The sequence below is a fragment of the Nocardiopsis metallicus genome (genome assembly GCF_014201115.1).
Lineage (GTDB): Bacteria > Actinomycetota > Actinomycetes > Streptosporangiales > Streptosporangiaceae > Nocardiopsis > Nocardiopsis metallicus.
In genome coordinates this window covers 7,062,919-7,081,004 of the sequence record NZ_JACHDO010000001.1, presented here as the reverse complement: position 1 = coordinate 7,081,004, position 18,086 = coordinate 7,062,919, and the positions used below count along the sequence as shown (strand labels likewise).

16 protein-coding genes are annotated in these 18,086 nt (G+C 71.3%); 7 read left to right on the top strand and 9 right to left on the bottom strand.

Annotated elements, in window-relative coordinates; translation table 11 throughout:
- Positions 1-56: 56 nt before the first annotated feature.
- The 3 genes from HNR07_RS31240 to HNR07_RS31230 all read right to left on the bottom strand — a co-directional run bounded on the left by HNR07_RS31240 (position 57) and on the right by HNR07_RS31230 (position 5,525).
- On the bottom strand, positions 57-4,133 hold the full coding sequence (locus HNR07_RS31240; RefSeq protein ID WP_184369727.1) for a TcpE family conjugal transfer membrane protein: 4,077 nt from the start codon (positions 4,131-4,133) through the stop codon (positions 57-59).
- A gap of 19 nt (positions 4,134-4,152) precedes the next feature.
- Entirely contained in the window at positions 4,153-4,476 is a 324-nt protein-coding gene (locus HNR07_RS31235) for a hypothetical protein (RefSeq protein WP_017580620.1), read from the bottom strand.
- A gap of 83 nt (positions 4,477-4,559) precedes the next feature.
- Positions 4,560-5,525 (bottom strand): conjugal transfer protein, encoded by a 966-nt coding sequence (locus HNR07_RS31230; RefSeq protein WP_184369724.1) that lies wholly within the window; start codon positions 5,523-5,525, stop codon positions 4,560-4,562.
- Between the two features lie 412 nt (positions 5,526-5,937).
- Between HNR07_RS31230 and HNR07_RS31225 the strand changes: the two genes are divergently transcribed.
- Complete coding sequence (locus HNR07_RS31225; protein ID WP_184369721.1) at positions 5,938-6,519, top strand: Uma2 family endonuclease; 582 nt, start codon at positions 5,938-5,940, stop codon at positions 6,517-6,519.
- Positions 6,520-6,640: 121 nt separating this feature from the next.
- On the opposite strand, the gene HNR07_RS31220 is transcribed toward HNR07_RS31225, so the two are convergent.
- Positions 6,641-6,910 carry a type II toxin-antitoxin system Phd/YefM family antitoxin gene (locus tag HNR07_RS31220; RefSeq protein ID WP_184369718.1) on the bottom strand — a complete coding sequence of 90 codons (270 nt, stop codon included), beginning with the start codon at positions 6,908-6,910 and terminating at the stop codon, positions 6,641-6,643.
- A 163-nt stretch (positions 6,911-7,073) separates the two neighbouring features.
- Between HNR07_RS31220 and HNR07_RS31215 the strand changes: the two genes are divergently transcribed.
- Together HNR07_RS31215 and HNR07_RS31210 are read left to right on the top strand one after the other, a co-directional pair.
- Positions 7,074-7,736, top strand: a complete 663-nt coding sequence (locus HNR07_RS31215) for a lysoplasmalogenase (RefSeq protein ID WP_312894026.1) — start codon at positions 7,074-7,076, stop codon at positions 7,734-7,736.
- A 10-nt stretch (positions 7,737-7,746) separates the two neighbouring features.
- Entirely contained in the window at positions 7,747-8,187 is a 441-nt protein-coding gene (locus HNR07_RS31210; RefSeq protein WP_184369715.1) for a VOC family protein, read from the top strand.
- 79 nt (positions 8,188-8,266) lie between these two features.
- Here the strand turns inward: HNR07_RS31210 and ychF are convergent, their stop codons facing one another.
- Complete coding sequence (ychF, locus tag HNR07_RS31205; RefSeq protein WP_184369712.1) at positions 8,267-9,352, bottom strand: redox-regulated ATPase YchF; 1,086 nt, start codon at positions 9,350-9,352, stop codon at positions 8,267-8,269.
- 168 nt (positions 9,353-9,520) lie between these two features.
- Between ychF and HNR07_RS31200 the strand changes: the two genes are divergently transcribed.
- Positions 9,521-10,486 carry an FkbM family methyltransferase gene (locus HNR07_RS31200; RefSeq protein ID WP_184369709.1) on the top strand — a complete coding sequence of 322 codons (966 nt, stop codon included), beginning with the start codon at positions 9,521-9,523 and terminating at the stop codon, positions 10,484-10,486.
- A 55-nt stretch (positions 10,487-10,541) separates the two neighbouring features.
- On the opposite strand, the gene HNR07_RS31195 is transcribed toward HNR07_RS31200, so the two are convergent.
- Positions 10,542-11,240, bottom strand: coding sequence for an alpha/beta fold hydrolase (locus tag HNR07_RS31195; protein WP_184369706.1), 699 nt, complete (start codon positions 11,238-11,240; stop codon positions 10,542-10,544).
- A 286-nt stretch (positions 11,241-11,526) separates the two neighbouring features.
- Here HNR07_RS31195 and HNR07_RS31190 point away from each other — a divergent pair, with 286 nt between their 5' ends.
- Together HNR07_RS31190 and HNR07_RS31185 are read left to right on the top strand one after the other, a co-directional pair.
- Positions 11,527-12,957, top strand: a complete 1,431-nt coding sequence (locus tag HNR07_RS31190; RefSeq protein WP_184369704.1) for a DNA recombination protein RmuC — start codon at positions 11,527-11,529, stop codon at positions 12,955-12,957.
- 192 nt (positions 12,958-13,149) lie between these two features.
- Entirely contained in the window at positions 13,150-13,728 is a 579-nt protein-coding gene (locus HNR07_RS31185; protein ID WP_184372957.1) for a DUF6542 domain-containing protein, read from the top strand.
- Positions 13,729-13,779: 51 nt separating this feature from the next.
- On the opposite strand, the gene HNR07_RS31180 is transcribed toward HNR07_RS31185, so the two are convergent.
- The 3 genes from HNR07_RS31180 to HNR07_RS31170 form a co-directional block, all read right to left on the bottom strand.
- On the bottom strand, positions 13,780-14,022 hold the full coding sequence (locus HNR07_RS31180; RefSeq protein WP_184369701.1) for an exodeoxyribonuclease VII small subunit: 243 nt from the start codon (positions 14,020-14,022) through the stop codon (positions 13,780-13,782).
- A 2-nt stretch (positions 14,023-14,024) separates the two neighbouring features.
- Entirely contained in the window at positions 14,025-15,443 is a 1,419-nt protein-coding gene (gene xseA / locus HNR07_RS31175; protein ID WP_184369698.1) for an exodeoxyribonuclease VII large subunit, read from the bottom strand.
- Positions 15,444-15,663: 220 nt separating this feature from the next.
- The gene (locus HNR07_RS31170) at positions 15,664-16,368 is read right to left on the bottom strand and encodes a hypothetical protein (RefSeq protein ID WP_184369695.1); all 705 of its coding nucleotides are present in this window, start codon (positions 16,366-16,368) and stop codon (positions 15,664-15,666) included.
- A gap of 297 nt (positions 16,369-16,665) precedes the next feature.
- Between HNR07_RS31170 and HNR07_RS31165 the strand changes: the two genes are divergently transcribed.
- Positions 16,666-17,637: a 4-hydroxy-3-methylbut-2-enyl diphosphate reductase gene (locus HNR07_RS31165; RefSeq protein WP_083926724.1), complete on the top strand. Its 972-nt coding sequence runs from the start codon at positions 16,666-16,668 to the stop codon at positions 17,635-17,637.
- The last annotated feature ends 449 nt before the right edge of the window (positions 17,638-18,086 follow it).

Sequence of the window (18,086 nt, the reverse complement as noted above, 5' to 3'; positions counted from 1 at the left end):
GCGGCCCGCACCCGAGCAGGGGTGCGGGCCGCCCGCGTGCTTCACCGCCTGTGCCTTCAGGGGGCGCTGGCGGCGGGGGCGAGGGCGTTGACCAGAACCCCGCCCAGGGCCCCGTGTGCGCGTTTGGTGGCCGGACGCAGGGCACCGACGTCGATCTTCGTGTACGAGGCGCCCAGGTGGTCGTCCCACGGGATGCGCACGATCGCGCGGCAGCGACCGCGGGCCACCCGTTCGGCGGAGTCCACGTCCTGGAGGCTGCGCTTGCTCACGCCGTTGACCACCAGGACCGAGTTGGCCCTGAGATTGGCGTAGCCGTTGCCGTCCAACCACTCGAAGGTCATGGAGACGGCGCGCTCGGCGTCCGCGCTCGCCGGGGCCACCAGGACCAGGCCGTCGGCGACGGGCAGGGCCCTGGCCACACCGGTGGCGGCAGGGTCCAGCAGCGTCACCCCGTAGAACCCGCCGAGCAGGGCGGAGAGCTGGCCGTAGTCGCGGTCGTCCAGGGTCTGCACGTAGGGGTCGTCCAGGGTCTGCACGACCTCCAGTCCGGTCCCGGCCCGACCCGCGTAGGCGCGCATCCGCTCGTACTCGTCCACGGAGTCGGCGTTGGCCAACAGTGCGGTGAGGGTCTCCGGGGCCTGGGCGCCGACCCGGCGGGACAGGCCGTTCGGTCCGGGGTTGACGTCGACCGCCACCACCCGGTCGTCGCGGTGCGCGGCGAGGGTGTGGCCGATCATCAGGGCGGTCACCGTCTGCCCGGCGCCGCCGGTGCAGCCGAGGACGACCAGGGAGCGCGGTTCGGCCAGCGGGGTTCGCAGCCGCTCGATGTCACTGGCGGGCAGATCCGAACGCACCGGCGCCGCTCCCCCGGTGACGACCTTGGCCAGTCGGCGCCAGCCACGGGTACCGCCGGAGACAGCGGAATCCACCGGCTGGGGCTCGGGCTCCTCCGCGCGCTGGACCGGTTCGGGCTCGGGCCGCTGCGAGGGCACCCCGTTGGGGGTGTCGCCCAGCCGGGCCTGTTCGCCGGTGCCGTGGTCGAGCTCGAGGTCGGGTTTGGCCTGGTCGTGGGCGGACTCGGGCCGCCGCGACGGCTCGGGCTCCTCCCCCGGCGTCGGCTGCCCGAAGAGCTGCCCGATCCGCCGCGCGTTCTGCGCGACCCGGTGGAAGACCCCGTCGTGGGAGTCGGGCCCCGCCTGCGAAGCCGGAGCTTCGGACGGGGTGTGCTGGGCGCCGTGGGATCCGCTGCCCTCGTGGGTGTCCTGAGCACCGTGAGACTCGCGGTACCCGTGAGCGTCATGAGACGCGTGAGTGTCCTGAGCTTCGGGGGTTGTGCGGTCCCCGCCCGCCGTCTGGGGGGCCCGGTCGGGTTCGACCGATCCCTTCTGCTCGGCGGTGGTCTCCGGCGACGCTGCCCGCATGGTGCGGGAGAGGTCGTCGGGCCGGTCCGGGGCGTCCTGGGCCTCGGTCCCGGCTGGGGCCCGTCGGGCGCGTAGGGCGGCCGCCTCCGCTTCGGCGAGTTCGGCCTCGGTGGGCCGGACCGGGGCCTGCGCCGCCGGGTGGGTTTCGGTAGCGGCGCCGCCCTCCGGCGGGTGGGAGGCCGCGTTGGTCTCCCCCGACCTGGTGACCGGCGGCGCGGGGTCGGCGGTTTCGTACGCGGTGGCACTGGACCTCGGGGTGGGCGTGCGGGGGTCCTTGCGGACCTCCACGAAGCTCACGAGTTCACCGGTGCCGTGGTCGAGCTGGGTGGACGGCTTGGGCTCGTCGACACGGGCGGCGGCAGCGGCCTCGGCGGCGCGCCGGTCGTCCTCCCCGGCCTCCTTGCGGATGGCCTCCTCGCGGGCCCGCTGTGCTCGTTCCTCCTGCTCGCGGGCCTCCTCCTGCTGCTGGACCCTGAGCTCGCGCTCCGCCTTCTCCCTGGCTTCCTTCTCCCGGGCCTCGGCGGCGGCGCGGCGTTCCTCGCGGATCTCGCTGACCGCGATCACCGGGTTGTCCTTGTCCCCCACCTTGGGCTGGTCCGGGTGGCGGCGCTTGCCGTCGTCGAACCACTCCGAGGGGTCCCGGCGCTCGCTGTCGCGCTCCCGGCTGGGCACCGCGTCGGCGAACTTCGGCCGGGGCGGGGCCGGGGTGTCGGCCGTGATCAGGTGCTGGTCGAGCACGGACATGTGCTCGCTCCACTCCGGGCCGCGCTCGGCGGGGTCCTCCTCCACGGGCTCCACCGGCATCGCCTCGTGCTCGCCGGTGCCGTGGTCCAGCTGCAGCGGCGGCTTGGCGGCGCCCGGCTCGGCGGTGCTCGGCTCGGCGGTGCTCGGCTCGGCAGCGGCCGTACCGGGGTTCCGTGCGGCGGCGGAGGCCCGCTGGCCGGCTTCGGGGCGAGCCGCCAGCTCCTCACCCGGCTCCTCACTCGGCTCGTCCTCGGGGGCGGACGATGCAGGGGGCAGCCACGGTGCGGCCGCCACGTCATCGGCGATCGAGGGCCGACCCGAGGCCGCGGCGTAGCGGGCCGCGTAGTCGGACAGCCCCGGGTAGTCGGCCTGACCGGAGGAGGCCGCGGGCTGTTCCTCGGCTTCGAGGGCCCACGGAGCGGCGTGCGGGCGGCCCTGGCGGCGAGTCCTGGCCGGACGCTCGTCCCGGTTCCCCGTCTCCGGGAGCGCCCGGCCCCTGGCCTTGGAGGTCCGGGCGGGCGGGGTCTGCTGGGCGCGCTCACGAACGGGAACAGACCGCTGGGCCGCCTCGGGCGCCTCCGCGCCCTCCCCGGCCTCGTCGCGCTCGCGGCGGTCGGCGTGCTCCTTGGCCACCTGGATGCCCTGGACCCGGCCGCGCAGGCGGCGGGCGGCGGGGGACCCCTCCCCGCGCTGCCCGGTCGTGCGCTCCTCGGGTTCGGCACGGGGCCGCTCACCCGAGCCCTTCGGGGCGGGTCCGGGTTCTGCCGGGCTGACCGCCTCGGCGAGTTCGGCACTGCTCATGGCGGTGGTGTCACTGGCGGCGTAGGCGCCCTTGGAGGTCAGGCCGAGGGGCGTCTGGCCGGAGGAGGCGCGCAGCTGGGCGAACCACTGGTCGCGGTCGCGCTGCTCGTCCTCCTCGGTGACGTAGAGGGGCTCACCGAAGTCGACGTCCTCGTCGAGCAGGTTCCGCTCCGGGGCCCGGTGGCCGCGGTCGTGGTCGCGCTCGCGGCCACCGCGGCCCTCGTGCTCGCCCGGGCCCTGGTCGTCGGAGTCGGCCCAGTCCGTGTCGGGGCCGAGGGCGAAACCGAAGTAGTTGAGCATGCGGCGGCCGACCCCGCGAGGGCGGTCCGCGGGGGGGTCGGCGGGGAGGTCGGTTGCGTCGGCGGCCAGTTCACGGTGTTCGGACTCGTTCCGGGGCTCCGCCACGGCATCGTCCTCCTGAATCGGAGCAGTACCGGAGCGAGCCGGGGCGTGCGCGCTCGAGGCGGCGGCGACCGGGACCCTCCGGGCGGGGGTGTACTCGACGTCGTCAGGGACGGCAGCGGGTTCGGGTGCGGGTTCGGCGGCGCGGACGGGCTCAACAGCACGGACCGGTTCGGGCTCGGCCGCGGGCACACCGCGCAGCGGCGGCGCGGCCTCGGGCGCGGCGCGGCGGCCGCTCCCACGGACCGGGGCCTCCTCCGCTCCCTCCAGCTCACCGGGGGCGGCGGCCTCCGCTTCCTCGGCCTCGGCGGCGCGCTCCAGGGCGGCCTCCTCCTCGGCCTGGGCCCTGCGGGCCGCGGCGCGGGTCAGGGGCAGCGGCCCGGCCTCCGGGTGCCGGTGCCACACGCGCACCGAAACCCTGACCTCGGCGGGCTCGTACTCGGGTGCGAGCCGGGTGTAGACGCGGGCCTCGGTGAGGAACCGGGCCTGCGAGATGAGCAGTTCCGTGAGGCGCTTGCCCTCGATCACCGGCCGGGTGGCCAGCACGGTGATCACCCCCGGCGGTACGACCCACAGCACCAGGTGCCAGCCGTTGCCGAAGTCGAACGGGGCGTTGACGATGCTGAGCAGCACCACCCACAGCGCGAACACACCCAGCGCGACCCCGAAGGTCCCCACCGGGAGCGGCATGGGCAGCCGGAAATCGTAGAGCTTGTACAGCCGCTTCTCGATACGCCAGATGTTGGTGTACGTGGGCAGATCCACGTTTTCCGGCCTCCCTCGCCTAATCCGTCGATACGCCCATCGCTCGGGCGAGTGCCACCGCGATGACCTCGATGATGCCGGGAACGTAGAAGACGATCCCGATGAAGATCGCCAGGATGATGAACTGCATGAAGCGGGTGATCTCCCTGGTGAACAGGAAGAAGATCGCGACGATGGACACGATGACGAGGAAGAGCGGCCCGAAGAAGCCGCGCAGGAAGTCCGCGAGGCCGCCGGTGTCGGGGGCGTTCTGCGCGGGGGGAGCCTCGACCGCGAGGGAGGTCAGGTCAGTGGAGCCGAGGGCCGTCATGGAGTCGGCCGTGGCGGACAACAGGGGGAGCATGTCAGGCGTCTTCCTCCGCTGTCGTTACTGGTGAGCGCATGGTTCTTCTCGTCTCCTTGCCTACAGGCCCCGTTGTCCGTCGATCAGCCGCCGAACGAGTGCGGGGCACCCTGGATGTCACGCACGTACCACTCGTTACCGGAGTTCACGACCGTGACCAGGTAGTTCTGCACCATCTGCCCGACTTCCCCGGTGCCTTCACCGGTGTCGCCGGAAGGCAGGGCCCAGACCACGGTGCTCGCCACCTGTCGTACGTCATCATCCCCGGTCGAGGACTGGGATGGCACCGTGATATCGGACAGTTCGACAAATTCCACACTGTTCGCCGGAAGCGGGGTGACCGTGGCACCCAGTTCCACATAGCGGTCGAGGTGACCGGCTTCCTCCGCGTAGGCCTCGAAGAAACCGGTGAGCACGCTCTCGAGCTGTTCGGCGACCCGGGGGTCCTGGTCGAAGGAGGGCGCCGCGGGCAGCTCGGCCCGGGCGGGCGCGGCAAGCAGGGCCGGGCCACCGGAGAGCACCAGCGAGGAGCCGTCGCTGTAGACGGGCACCTCCAGGCTCATGGCCTCCCCGTTGACGTCGGCGCGGATGACCACCACGGCGTTGTGCTCGTCGTGGACGTCCACCGCGATCACCGTCAGGTTCTCCCCGGTGAGGCTGTCCGCGGGGAGGTTGAGCCGCCCCGCCTGCCCCTCGGGGACGAAGGTCGCCAGGGCGGCCTGCCGGGTTTCGGGATCGGCGGTGTCGAGGTAGGCGTCGGCGAAGCGGAGCGCGAAGGCGGCCGCGGCTGTCTCGGGGAACTGGACCGTCTCGGTGGCCTCGGGTTCGGCGGCGGAGGTGGGCAGGGAGAAACCGTTGCGGATGGGGAACCAGATGCCGTTGAAGATGACGACGATGACGAACGCCCACAGCAGCACGCGTCCCACACCGACCCACCAGCGTCCACCGGCCCCGGCCCGCAGCTTCCGGGGGCGCGGGGCGTCGAGCTCGTCGTCGACGTCGTCCGCCCGGTCACGCACCCCGGTGTCGCGCCGCGCCGTCTTGGCCATCCCCGCCTCCATCTCCCGCACACAGTGACGCGCCGGCCCCTGCGCCGACGCCCGGTCTTCCTCGCGCCGCAACCGACGCCTTCCGCCATGCCCTTGTCTACCCCATCCCTATAGTGAGGCATTGTGCGGGTTGGGAGCGGCCAGGACGAGTCCGCGTTTCCCCGCCAACGGCACATTGCACCCGGTGAAGAAACCTGACAAAAATACCCAAAGTGCGGCAATTCACCACCGAAGTCATCCAACGGTTGCGCACTTCAACGCATTTCTGGCCTGACCGTAAAGGGATTAGTCACCGGTCGGAGAGCAAGGTGTGTCCTTCACGGCCAGGAAACCGTTGACCGGATGTAACCGGAGCCACACCAAACCCCTCCGTCACACGGGCCACGACAGCCGGGATCGGTACATTGGGAGCATGACCGCTCTGCCCGAATGGATGCGCCCTCCTCGCGAGGAGGGCTGGTTCGCGGAGGATCTGGACCACCTTCCGGAAGCGCCCCGGCACACCGAACTCATCGACGGAGCACTCGTCTTCATGATGTCCCCCCAGCGCTCCTGGCACGGCCGCCTCGTCACCGGCCTGACCACGGCCCTGATGGAACAGGCCCCCGAGGGCGTCGAGGTCGAACGTGAGATGACGATCCGACTCGACTCACGCAGTCGCCCTGAACCCGACCTCCTGGCCACCAGCGCCCCCTACGACCCGGATCGAACGTGGTACGCGCCGGAAGACGTTCTGCTGGTCGTAGAGGTGGTCTCCCCCGAGTCCGCCCACCGAGACCGCAACGTCAAGCTTCGCAAATACGCGGAAGCCGGGATCCCGCACTACTGGTGCATCGAGGAGGAGGACGGGCTTCCGGTCACCCATGTCTACGAACTCGACGAACCCACGGGCGTCTACGCCCCAGCAGGAATCTTCCGGGGACTCCTCCAGCGCCCGGTACCTTTCAAGGTCGACCTGGACCTGATGGGGCTTCTGCCCTCGAGACGGGGCTGAAGCGGGCGGTACTCGAAGCGGCGCCCAGGATGTCCAGGATGACGTGAGCCTCAGGCATCAGTAGTGGTGGCGAGCGGCGACGTGCAGACGGCCCAATCGTGGTCCTCAAAGACCAGCCTCCTCACTCGTCGTCCCCCGCTGTGTCAGGGTCGATCAGCTCTCGCTCAGAGACGGAGCCCGCCAAGGCGTTCTCATAGGACTCCAACAGACGGCGGGCGTTCGCGGGTGAGCGCATGAGGTAGGCGCCCTCGCGCAGAGCGGCGTAGTCCTCCGCGGAGACGAGGAGGGCGCTGCCGTGTCTGGAGACGATCTCCACCGCCTCGTGGTCGTCGTTGACTCGCTTGATCAGAGCTGGAAGGGACCCGCGCGCCTGACTCGCTGTAACGGCCATGGTGAAAACTCCCCGCCCTCGTCGGTAGCGGATGCGGTATCCGCAGGCTACCGGGGTGCGGCGAGGGCGCGGGGCGGCAGAGGGATGACCATCCGGCTCGAGCGGGTCCGGTGGCTAGGATGTCGCGACGATCCCCCACATTCCCCTCACTCGTGTCCTGCTGGTGCTCTTCGGGCTGCTCGCCCTCGTGCACCTGGGAATCCAGTTGCTCGGTCTCGATGACTGGTCGCGGCCGACCCAAGTCCTGCTGATGCCCGCTCTGGCGCTGGTGCTGGTCGCCGCGGTCCGGCGGCCGCGGGAGCGGCTGCTCACGCTTGCGATCGTCGCCCTGGTGTTCTCCTGGCTCGGCGACACCGCCCCGGCCTTCGCCTCCGGCGACGTCGCCTTCCTGCTCATGGTGGGCTTCTTTCTGGTCGCCCAGGTGGTCTACGTGGTGGCCTTCTGGCCCTACAGGGCCCGGAGCGCCCTGTACCGACGCCGGGCGCTCTTGATCCCCTACGTCGGCTTCGTGGCCGTCCTGGTGTGGCTGTGCGCCCCGCACACCGGCCGCCTGCTGGTGCCTGTGCTGCTCTACGGGCTCATCCTGGGCCTGATGGCAATCCTGGCCACCGGCCTGAACCCCCGGGTCGCGATCGGCGGCGCGCTGTTCCTGGTCTCGGACGCCCTGATCGCCCTGCGCGCCTTTGCCCCCGGCTGGGACCTGCCCCAGGGCGGCTTCTGGGTGATGAGCACCTACATCGCCGCCCAGACCCTGATTGTCCTCGGGTTGCTGGCCCACGAACGGAACCGGGAAGAGAGGACCGGCGGAACCGGCACCGGGGCGTAGGGTGCGCCGCATGGACCAAAGACTCTCCCTCATCACCCTGGGCGTGCGCGACGTCGCGGCCGCCGCCGACTTCTACGAGCGCGCCGGGTTCGAGCGCCGCCACGACCTCGGTGACATCGTCTTCCTACCGACCACCGGCCCGGTGCTGGCCCTGTACGGCTGGGAGGCACTGGCGGAGGACGCCGGGGTGCCGTCGGCCGGGGAAGGCTTTCGCGGGGTGACGCTCGCGGTCAACCTGGACAGCGCCGCGGAGGTGGACACCGTTTTCGGCGCCTGGCTCGCGGCGGGCGCCACTGAGGTGCGTGCGCCCGTGGCTAAGGAGTGGGGCGGTTACTCCGGCTACCTGTCCGACCCCGACGGGCACCTGTGGGAGATCGCTTTCAACCCCTCACAGGCTTTGATGCGCATCGATGAGCAGGGGAGGCTGCAGCTGGTCCGGCCTTCGGGTTAAAGGGGCAGTTGGCTCCCGAAAACACGAAACGGGGGCGAGCCGAGGTGGTCGGCACGCCCCCGTGTGGGTTTCGGATGGATCAGACGTTGAAGCGGAACTCCACCACGTCGCCGTCGGCCATCACGTAGTCCTTGCCCTCGATGCGGACCTTGCCCGCGGAGCGCGCGGACTGCATGTCCCCGGCCGCGACCAGGTCGTCGAAGGAGACGATCTCGGCCTTGATGAAGCCGCGCTGGAAGTCGGTGTGGATGACCCCGGCCGCCTCGGGGGCGGTCGCGCCCTGGTCGATCGTCCAGGCGCGCGTCTCCTTGGGCCCGGCCGTCAGGTAGGTCTGCAGCCCCAGGGTGGCGAAGCCGACCCGGGCGAGCTGGGCCAGGCCGGACTCGGTCTGGCCGAGGGACTCCAGCAGCTCCTGGGCCTCGTCGTCCTCCAGCTCGGCCAGCTCCGCCTCGATCTTGGCGTCGAGGAAGATGGCCTCGGCCGGGGCGACCAGCTCCTGGAGCTTGGTGCGCAGGGCCTCGTTGCCGAGCTCGTCGCTGTCGAGGTTGAACACGTAGATGAACGGCTTGACGGTGAGCAGGCTCAGCTCACGCAGCCGGTCCAGGTCGACGTCCTTGGCCTGGGACAGGGAGACGCCCTCGTCGAGGATCTCCTGCGCGGCCCTGGCGGCCTTGAGGAGCTCCTGGGAGTCCTTGTCCTTGGCGTTGCGCTTGGCGTCCTTCTCCAGGCGCGGGATCGCCTTCTCCAGGGTCTGGAGGTCGGCGAGGATCAGCTCGGTGTTGATGGTCTCGATGTCGCGGGAGGGCTCGACGTCGCCGTCGACGTGGGTGACGTCGGCGTCCTCGAAGGCCCGGATCACCTGGCAGATGGCGTCGCTCTCACGGATGTTGGCGAGGAACTTGTTCCCCAGGCCCTCACCCGTGGAGGCGCCGCGCACGATGCCCGCGATGTCGACGAAGTCCACCGTGGCAGGCAGGATCTTCGCCGAGCCGAAGATCTCGGCCAGCTTCGCGAGCCGGGCATCGGGCACGCCGACGACTCCGACATTGGGCTCGATGGTCGCGAACGGGTAGTTCGCGGCCAGAGCGTCGTTCTTGGTCAGCGCGTTGAAGAGGGTGGACTTGCCAACGTTGGGCAGGCCGACGATCCCGATAGACAGACTCACAAGGTCAGAGTCTATGCGGACCAACGGGTCGGCCGTGCCGTTGCCGCCGAAAAGCGGACGACGGCACCAGAAATCAATCATCAAAACACAGTGCACCCAAGTGGCTACACAGAGTAGGTTCGAAGTGCGGCCGGGCACCGCGACACCGTTCACTGAGGGGAAGACACCGTGGTCCAAGACCAGCTACGCGCGCTCGTACACCGGTACCCGTTCGTGCGCTTCGCCACCCGGCAGCTCCGCGCCCACCTCCCCAGACGCTTCGGCGGGCTGGACCCGGACCGGGTTCCGCCGCGCAACCGCAGCGTCCGACTGGACCTGCCCCGCCCCGCGGACGGCCGACGCGAGGTCGGCCCGGACTCGCTCACCCTCCAGTTCCCCGGCTACCTCACCGTTCCCCGCCGCCTGGCCGGCTCCGGGCTGGCCAGGCACGAACCCGACAGCCTCGCCAGCTTCATGGCGATGCTCGACCACACCAGCCCCGGAGCGGTCCTCGACGTCGGCGCGGGAGTGGGGGTGTACTCGATCCTGGCCGCCGCGCGCACCCGCCGCCCCGTCTTCGCCTTCGAACCCACCCCGGAGATCGCCTCGGCCGCGCGCGCCGTCTCCTCCTCCGCCAACCTCGGCTTCACCGTCGTCGACCTGGCCCTGAGCAACCACAACGGCTCCGGGCACCTGCGCCGCGCCCTGCACAACGACATGTGCAACCGGCTGGTCCACACCAGGCGGACGGGGCTCGCGCACATCACCGTGCGCACGAGCACCCTGTCCCGCTGGAACGAGACCGCCGCGACCTTCCCGACCGTGGTCAAGATCGACACCGCCGGAACCGAACCGGACGTGGTCTCCGGCGGACTGGAGGTCCTGCGGCGCTACCGCCCCTGGGTCCTGACCAAGGTGCGCCCCGACCGGGGCGTGGAGGAACGCCTGATGGCGCTCATCGACCCACTGGACTACCTGTGGTTCCCGATCAGCGGCGACCCGCCCTACGAGGCGCGACCGGAGATCTCCGGTCGGGCGTCCCCCGCCTGGGAGCGGATGTGGATGCTCGCCCCGGAGGAGCCGCCGAACGGGTTCTGGGAGTCGGTCGCCATGTGGCGCAGCGCCCTGGCCGCCTGCCAGGGATCACCCCGCTGACCTGGGCGCGGGACGCCTGTTCGGGTGTTCCGGGGGCGGGTATGCCGAGAGCCGGTCAGATCCAGCCGTCGAGGGCGGTGAGCAGGCCCGGCAGATCGTCGCGGTGCACGCAGTGCCCGGCCCCCTCCACGGTGCGGACGGTGAACCCGCGCTCCTCCAGGGTCCGGGCGCCCTCGGGTCCGATCGGCGAACCCACCCCAGCGACCACCGCGAGCGAGGGCACCTCGGCGATCTTGGGGAAGTGGTCCCTGCCCGCGACCTCCCGGGCCAGCCAGTCGTGGAAGCCGGGGTCGACGGCGGCGAAGCCCGCGAGCTCGATCCGCACGTCCTCCTCGCTCCACAGCGGGTGGAGTTCGCGCACCCGGGCGGCGTCGGCGGTGGCGAACACCTCCCGCATCCGCTCAGCGGCCCCGGCTGGCTGGGGCGGGACACGGAAGGCCGGGTCCACGTGGACCGCCCGCACCGGGCGCAGCTGGTCCAGGGCCAGGGACAGCACCACACAGCCGATGGCGTGCCCCATGACCAGGTCGGCCCCGGGCGGCAGGGTGTCGACCAGGTCCTGGCGGAGCTCCTCCATCGAGTACGCCCCGCGCGGGCTGTCCCCGTGTCCGCGCAGATCCACCCCGACCACCCGGTAGCCGCGCCGGAGCAGCTCGCCCTCGACCGCGTGCCAGGTCCGGTGCAGCGCGGCGCCGCCGTGCACGAGGAGGGCGGTGCGCTCACCGTCTCCGCTGGAGTGGGTGGCGAGGCGCATGTCGGGCCTTTCTCCGGAGGGGCCGCAGGTGTCACGGGGGTTCCGGAAAGCGTGGGTGCTCGATCCCGCCCCGGCAACCCCCGTTACTGGCCGGATCCGGTCACCGGACGGCCGCGGACGGGGCCGGTGCCCGGGGCCGGTGCCCGGGGCCGCGCGGTCCGGCGGTCGCGCGGTCCGGCGGCCGCACGGTCGGGCGTCGGCGGACCCGACCTCCCTCCTCGCCGCGCTGACCGCGATCCTGCGCGTTGGAGAGCATCCGGACCCGGGGGGTTGAGAGCATGGCCCCATGGACGCCCTCGCACTCGTACTCGTACTCCTCATCGGTCTGGCCGTCGGCGCCGCCGTGGGATGGATGCTCGCCCGCGGCCGTGACGCCGAGGCCCGCGCGGACGCCCGGGCCGCGCAGGAGCGCGCGGCCTACGTGGAGGAGCAGCTCGCGGACCGGTTCCGCGCGCTGTCCGCACAGGCCCTGGACCAGACCAACCAGCGTTTCCTCGAACTCGCCGAGGGGCGGCTGCGCGCCGTCAGCGCCGAGGCCGGCGGGGACCTGGACGAGCGGCGGCGCGCCGTGGAGCGGATGGTGGAGCCGCTGACCGCGACCCTGAACCGGGTGGAGACGCAGCTGCGCGAAGTGGACGCCGGTCGGGCCGCCGCCCACGCCGAACTGGCCAAGCAGGTCGAGTACGTGCGCGAGGGTTCGGAGCGGCTGCGGGACCAGACGCAGTCACTGGTGACGGCGCTGCGCAGGCCCGAGGCGCGCGGCCGGTGGGGAGAGCTCCAGCTGCGCAGGGTCGCCGAACTGGCCGGGATGGCCGCGTACTGCGATTTCGAGGAGCAGGCGGTGGCCGGGGCGCAGCGACCGGACATGGTGGTGCGGCTGGCGGGCGGCAAGAACATCGTCGTGGACTCCAAGGTGCCGCTGGCCGCGTACCTGGACGCGGTGGAGACCGGGGAGGGCCCGGAGGCGACGGAGCGGCTGCGCGCGCACGCCAAGCACCTGCGCACCCACGTGGACCAGTTGGCGGCGAAGACGTACTGGGCGGCGTTCACCCCGGCGCCGGAGTTCGTGGTGCTGTTCATCCCGGGCGAGGCGTTCCTGGCCCCGGCGCTGGAGCACGACTCGGAGCTGCTGGAGTACGCGATGGGGCGGCGGGTGCACATCGCGACGCCGACGACCCTGATCTCCCTGCTGCGGACGGCGCAGTACGCGTGGCAGCAGGAGGCCCTGAGCGAGAACGCCCGCGAGGTGTTCGACCTGGGCAAGCAGCTGCACGCGCGGCTGTCGACGCTCGGCGGGCACGTGGAGGGGCTCGGCCGCGCGCTGAACCGCACGGTGGGCGCCTACAACCAGACCGTGGGGTCGCTGGAGAGCCGGGTACTGGTGACCGCTCGGCGGTTCGGTGAGCTGGGCCTGGTGGAGGGCGACCTGGACCGGCTCTCGGGGGTGACGGAGCGGCCGCGTACGGTGGCGGCACCGGAGCTCGCGGATTCCTCCCCCGGACTCGGCGTCACCCCGGGGCTCGACACCCCAGCGGGGTTCGACGTCGCCTCGGAGGCCGGTGACGGCTCGGGGCTTGCCGGGCCGACCGCGCCCGAGCCGGACATGTCGGGTGTGGGCGTCGCGGGCACGGCTGATTTCGGCGGTATTCGGCATGGGAGTAACAGCGGCAACGGATCGACCCAAAAGGAACCCAAGGGGGCCGACCACGGAGAGTGACGAATCGGCCATGCGTCCGGAACCGGCCAGAACCAGGCGGGGAGATCTCGGCGTCCAAGGGGTGGAAGCCGCGTTCACCCCGGAAGGGGCAAGTGGCCGAAATGACGACACGATCCCAGGAAAGACCCCCGAAGATTCACGAGAAGTGACACACTAAACACTGTGAGTAACAAACTTGGGAGGCGCACGACCATGCCCCCGCGCAAGTCGGACGGTCCGGAGCCCGGACAGGCCCCGTACTTCGTGCGGTCCAACGGTCGCCGCCGGGAGGTGCCGAGCGCGGACAGGACGGCGCGCAGTCACCCCGACACGGACAAGAAAGCACGCAGGCACCCGAACGCGGCCGGGGCAGCTGGGGCCGCCGGTTGGACCCCACCACGCCTGACCGGGCGCGGCGGAGTCCTGCTGATCGTGGTGTTCAGCTTCGCCGGAACGATGCTCGCCCACCTGACGGCCACTCCGGCCGCCCCGGGCCTGGCCTTCACCCTCGCCTGTCTGCTCACCGCGGCCGTGGTCCGCCCCAGCGACCTGCTGTCGCTCTCGGTGAGCCCGCCCATCGCCTACTTCGTCGCCGTGGTCGCCGCCGAGAGCCTCCTGGCCCTGGGCAACGAGGGGTTCGCCCGGGTCCTCATCCTGGGCCTGGCCTCCCGCCTGGCCGAGGTCGCGCCGTGGCTGTTCCTCGGCACGGCGCTGGTACTGGTCATCTCGGTCTTTCGCGGTCTGCCCGGCAACCTGCGCAACCTCGGCGACGAACTCAACGGCCGCAAGTAGGGCTCACCGACGCAGGTCCGGCCCGACGGGATGCGGGTTCGCTCAGAAGGGTCAGAAGGGTGCGTCGGAGTCCTGGGGCTCGTCGGCGCGGCGTTCGTCCATGGCGGCGGCCAGCTTGGCGCGGGCGCCCTCGAGCCAGCGCTCGCAGATGCGGGCCAGCTCCTCACCGCGCTCCCACAGGGCCAGGGACTCCTGGAGGGTGAGACCGCCCGACTCCAGTCTGCGGACGACGTTGTTCAGCTCCTCACGGCTCTCCTCGTAGCTCAGTTCCGGGGCCTCGGTCTTCTCGGCCATGTCTACTCCCCCTCTGTGGTGTCCGTCGTGCCGGTGGCATCCGTTGTGGCGCTGTCCGCGGCGGTCTTCTTCTCGGCGGCCGCGGACTTGGCTCGCCCGGACTTGGCTCCCCCGGACTTCGCGGCTCCGGTTCTGGTGCGTCTGGGTTTGGCTGGTGCGGGCTCCGCCGCCGCGGACTTCCCCGGGTCCTCCGCTTCCTCCGGATCGACGGCGCCGTCCAGGGAGTCGACCGTGGCGCGCAGGCCGTCCTCGGCGAAGCGCAGGCGCAGGGTCTCGCCCACCGCGGGTTCGGTGGCGGAGCGGACCACGGAGCCGTCCTCGCGCTGCACGATCGCGTAGCCGCGCGCCAGCGTGGTTGCCGGGGACAGGGCGTGCAGGCGGGCCTCGGTGTGGCCGAGTCCCTCCGTGGCGCGGTCCAGCGAGATCGTCAGGCTCCGGCGGGCGCGATCGCGCAGTTCCAGTACCTGTTCGGTGAGACGTTCGGTCTCCCGGACCGGATCGGCCAGGACCGGGCGGGAGCGCACGCTCGCCAGCCAGGTGAACTCCCGGTCCACACCGCCCTTGATGACCCGGCGGCCGCGGTCGCGGAGCTGGCGGATGATCTCCAGCTGCTCGCCCACGTCCGGGACGGTGCGCTTGGCGGCGTCGGTGGGGGTGGAGGCCCGCACGTCCGCCACGTGGTCCAGCAGAGGCGCGTCCTGTTCGTGGCCGATCGCGCTCACCACCGGAGTGGCCGCGGCCGCCACGGCGCGGACCAGGGCTTCGTCGGAGAAGGGCAGCAGGTCCTCCATGGAACCACCGCCCCGGGCGATCACGATGACGTCGACCTCGGGGTGCGAGTCCAGGTCGTGCAGCGCCTCGGTCACCTCGCGGGTGGCGCGGTCGCCCTGGACCGCCACCTGACGGACCTCGAAGCGCACGGCGGGCCAGCGGCGGCGGCTGTTCTCCAGCACGTCGCGTTCGGCGGCGGAGTCACGCCCGCAGATGAGACCGACGGTGTTGGGCAGGAACGGCAGCGCGCGCTTGCGGGCCGGATCGAAGACGCCCTCGGCGGTCAGGGTGCGCCGCAGCTGCTCCAGGCGGGCCAGCAGTTCACCGATACCGACGTGCCGGATCTCCCGGGCCCGCAGCGAGAAGGTGCCCTTGAGCTGGTAGAAGTCGGGCTTGGCGTGCATGACCACGCGATCGCCCGGCCCCGGAGCCGGTTCCTGGCGGCGCAGGACCGAGGTCTCGCAGAGCACGCGGATGGAAGCGTTGGCGACCGGGTCGCGCAGGGTCATGTAGGACATGCGGCCGCGCGAGTTGAGCTCGGCGATCTGGCCCTCGACCCAGATCGCGCCCAGCCGGTCGATCCAACCGCCGACCGCCTGGAGTACGGCCCTGACCGGTTGCGGTGATTCCGCGGAACTCTCCATGCCCATGGCTCCAGAGCCTAGGCCAGGGCGACGACAGTTCCGCGAAGGGTCGACGCCACGGGGTTGCGGCGCGGGCTTGCGGTACCGGTTCGCGGAACCGGAACGACGGAAGGAACACCGCGGCCCCGGAGCCGGTGCGGGCCCGGGCGGGCCGGGCTCCGGGGCGGGATGCGACCTCGGCTGAGCCCGGGGCGTCGCGGCCGGGCTCAGGTCACCGCGGACAGGCTCAGGCCTCGGCCTCGAGCTTGGCGATGCGGTTGTCGTACATCTTGATGAACTCGGAACGACCCTCGTGCGCGACCTCGTAGGCGCGCAGGTCGCGGACCTGCTCGATGGTGAGCTTGCGCAGACGGGCCCGGATGGACGGCAGGGTGAGCTCGTCGTAGGTGGGCACGGCCAGGTCCTCGACGGCGGGAGCCGCCCCCTTGCGGACCTTCTCCAGGACCTCGTCGCTGGTGACGGTGGTGTGCGCTTCGGCGGCCTCGATCTCCTCGGCCAGCGCGGAGCCGTCCTCGGGGACGTCGGCGGTGGCCGGGGTGGAGGCTTCGCCCCTGGGCTCCTCGACCAGCTTGGCGGCCTCGGCGGCCTCCGTGGCGGGGGCCCCGGCGGGGGTCTCGGCTTCGGCGGGGGCTTCCTCCTTGCTCTCGTCCTCGGTCGCCGCCTCCTCGGAAGCGGGCTTTTCCTGGGCGGACTCCGCGTCCGCCTTCTTCACGGGCTCGGCGTCCGACTTCTCGTCGGACGCGTCGGCGGGAGCCTCGGTGGCGGCTTCGGCGGTCTCCGCCGGGGCGTCGGCCTTCTCCACCGTCTCCGCGGTCTCCGTCGCGGGAGTCTCGTCCTGCTTGTCCTGCACGGTCGTGACGACCGGGTCCTTGCGCCCGAAGATGCCCTTGAACAGGGAAGTCAGCTTCGTGACGATGGTCGGGTTCGACATAGGACGGGGGCTCCTGATGCTCTCGGCGTTGGGCCGGCGGCGCGCGTCCAGCAAACCAGGCAAGGCCGAGTTGAGGGCGAACCGCCTCATAACAGATGCGATGGTGAACCAGGATAGAGGAGGGAGTAACAGCATGAGCAGGCGGGAAGTGAACGATTTCGCCACTTCGAAGCCCAACCGGATACGTTCCGTTACTGTGGCGTCACCTGCCCGTGGCCTCTCCGATAGGTATGCCCAGATCGGTGCCCTATCCCACACCCGAACCCACAGCCCCAGATGGCACCTAGGATGTGTTGTATGACTGCGACGACGACTGCCACGAACCAACGCCGTGTGCTACTCGCCAACCCCCGGGGATACTGCGCCGGTGTCGACCGAGCGGTCATCACCGTCGAGAAGGCCCTGGAGCAGTATGGCGCCCCGATCTACGTGCGCAAGCAGATCGTGCACAACACGCACGTCGTGCGCACCCTCGAGGAGCGCGGCGCGATCTTCGTGGAGGAGACCGAGGAGGTGCCCGAGGGCGCCATCGTGATCTTCTCCGCGCACGGGGTCTCCCCGGCCGTCCACGAGCAGGCCGCCGAGCGTCAGCTCAAGACCATCGACGCCACGTGTCCGCTGGTCACCAAGGTGCACAAGGAAGCCCAGCGCTTCGCCAAGGAAGACCGCGACATCGTCCTCATCGGCCACATCGGCCACGAGGAGGTCGAGGGCACCAGCGGCCACGCCCCCGAGCACATCCAGATCGTCGAGAGCCCGGACGAGGTCGACAAGGTCAAGGTCCGGGACCCCAACAACGTCTCCTGGCTGTCCCAGACCACCCTCTCGGTGGACGAGACCAACCAGACGGTGGACGCGCTCCAGAAGAAGTTCCCGAACCTGCTCGCCCCGCCCAGCAACGACATCTGCTACGCCACGTCCAACCGCCAGGACGCCGTCAAGGCGATGGCGCCCGAGTGCGAACTCGTGATCGTGGTCGGCTCCGACAACTCCTCGAACTCCGTGCGCCTGGTCGAGGTCGCCCTGGACGCCGGAGCGGACGCCTCGTACCTGATCGACAACGCCACCCTCATGGACGAGGCCTGGCTCGAGGGCGTCACCACGGTGGGCGTGACCAGCGGCGCCTCCGTGCCCGACATCCTGGTGCGGGAGCTGCTCGACAAGCTGGCCGGCCACGGCTTCGGCTCGGTCAGCCCGGTGACGACCGCCGACGAGACCCTCACCTTCTCGCTGCCCAAGGAGCTCCGCCGCGACCTGCGCGCCGAGTGAGCCAGCGGCGGCCAGTGAGCGGTGAATAGCGAGCGGGCCCAGCCGCATCAGCAGCACCCGGCGAGAGCGCGGACCGAACAAGCACGGGCCCCGCAGAACCACGCAGGTCGTGTCTTCTCCGGGGCCCGTTGCGTGGCCCATGACGAAAAAGGAAGAAGCGGCAGCGAAGGCCCCTGTCTCCTCTGGTCTGCGCGGAACGCCTGACCGTGTCGCGGCCGGTCAAGGTCGGCGACGGACAAGCGGCAGCGAAGGAGGGAGCGCCCCCAGGCCTGCGCTCCCCGGGCCGCGTGTCGTGGGGGTGAAGGCTGCCGAGCCCCTGTGGCGGAGTCACCCAGGGCAGTGCGGGCAGGCCCGATGGGGGCACGGGCGGCCTCCCCGGGCGAGAGCGGGCAGGGCGTGCGGGGCCGGTTTTCAGTGTGGGGGTATGGCACCCGAAACCCGCGCCTGGG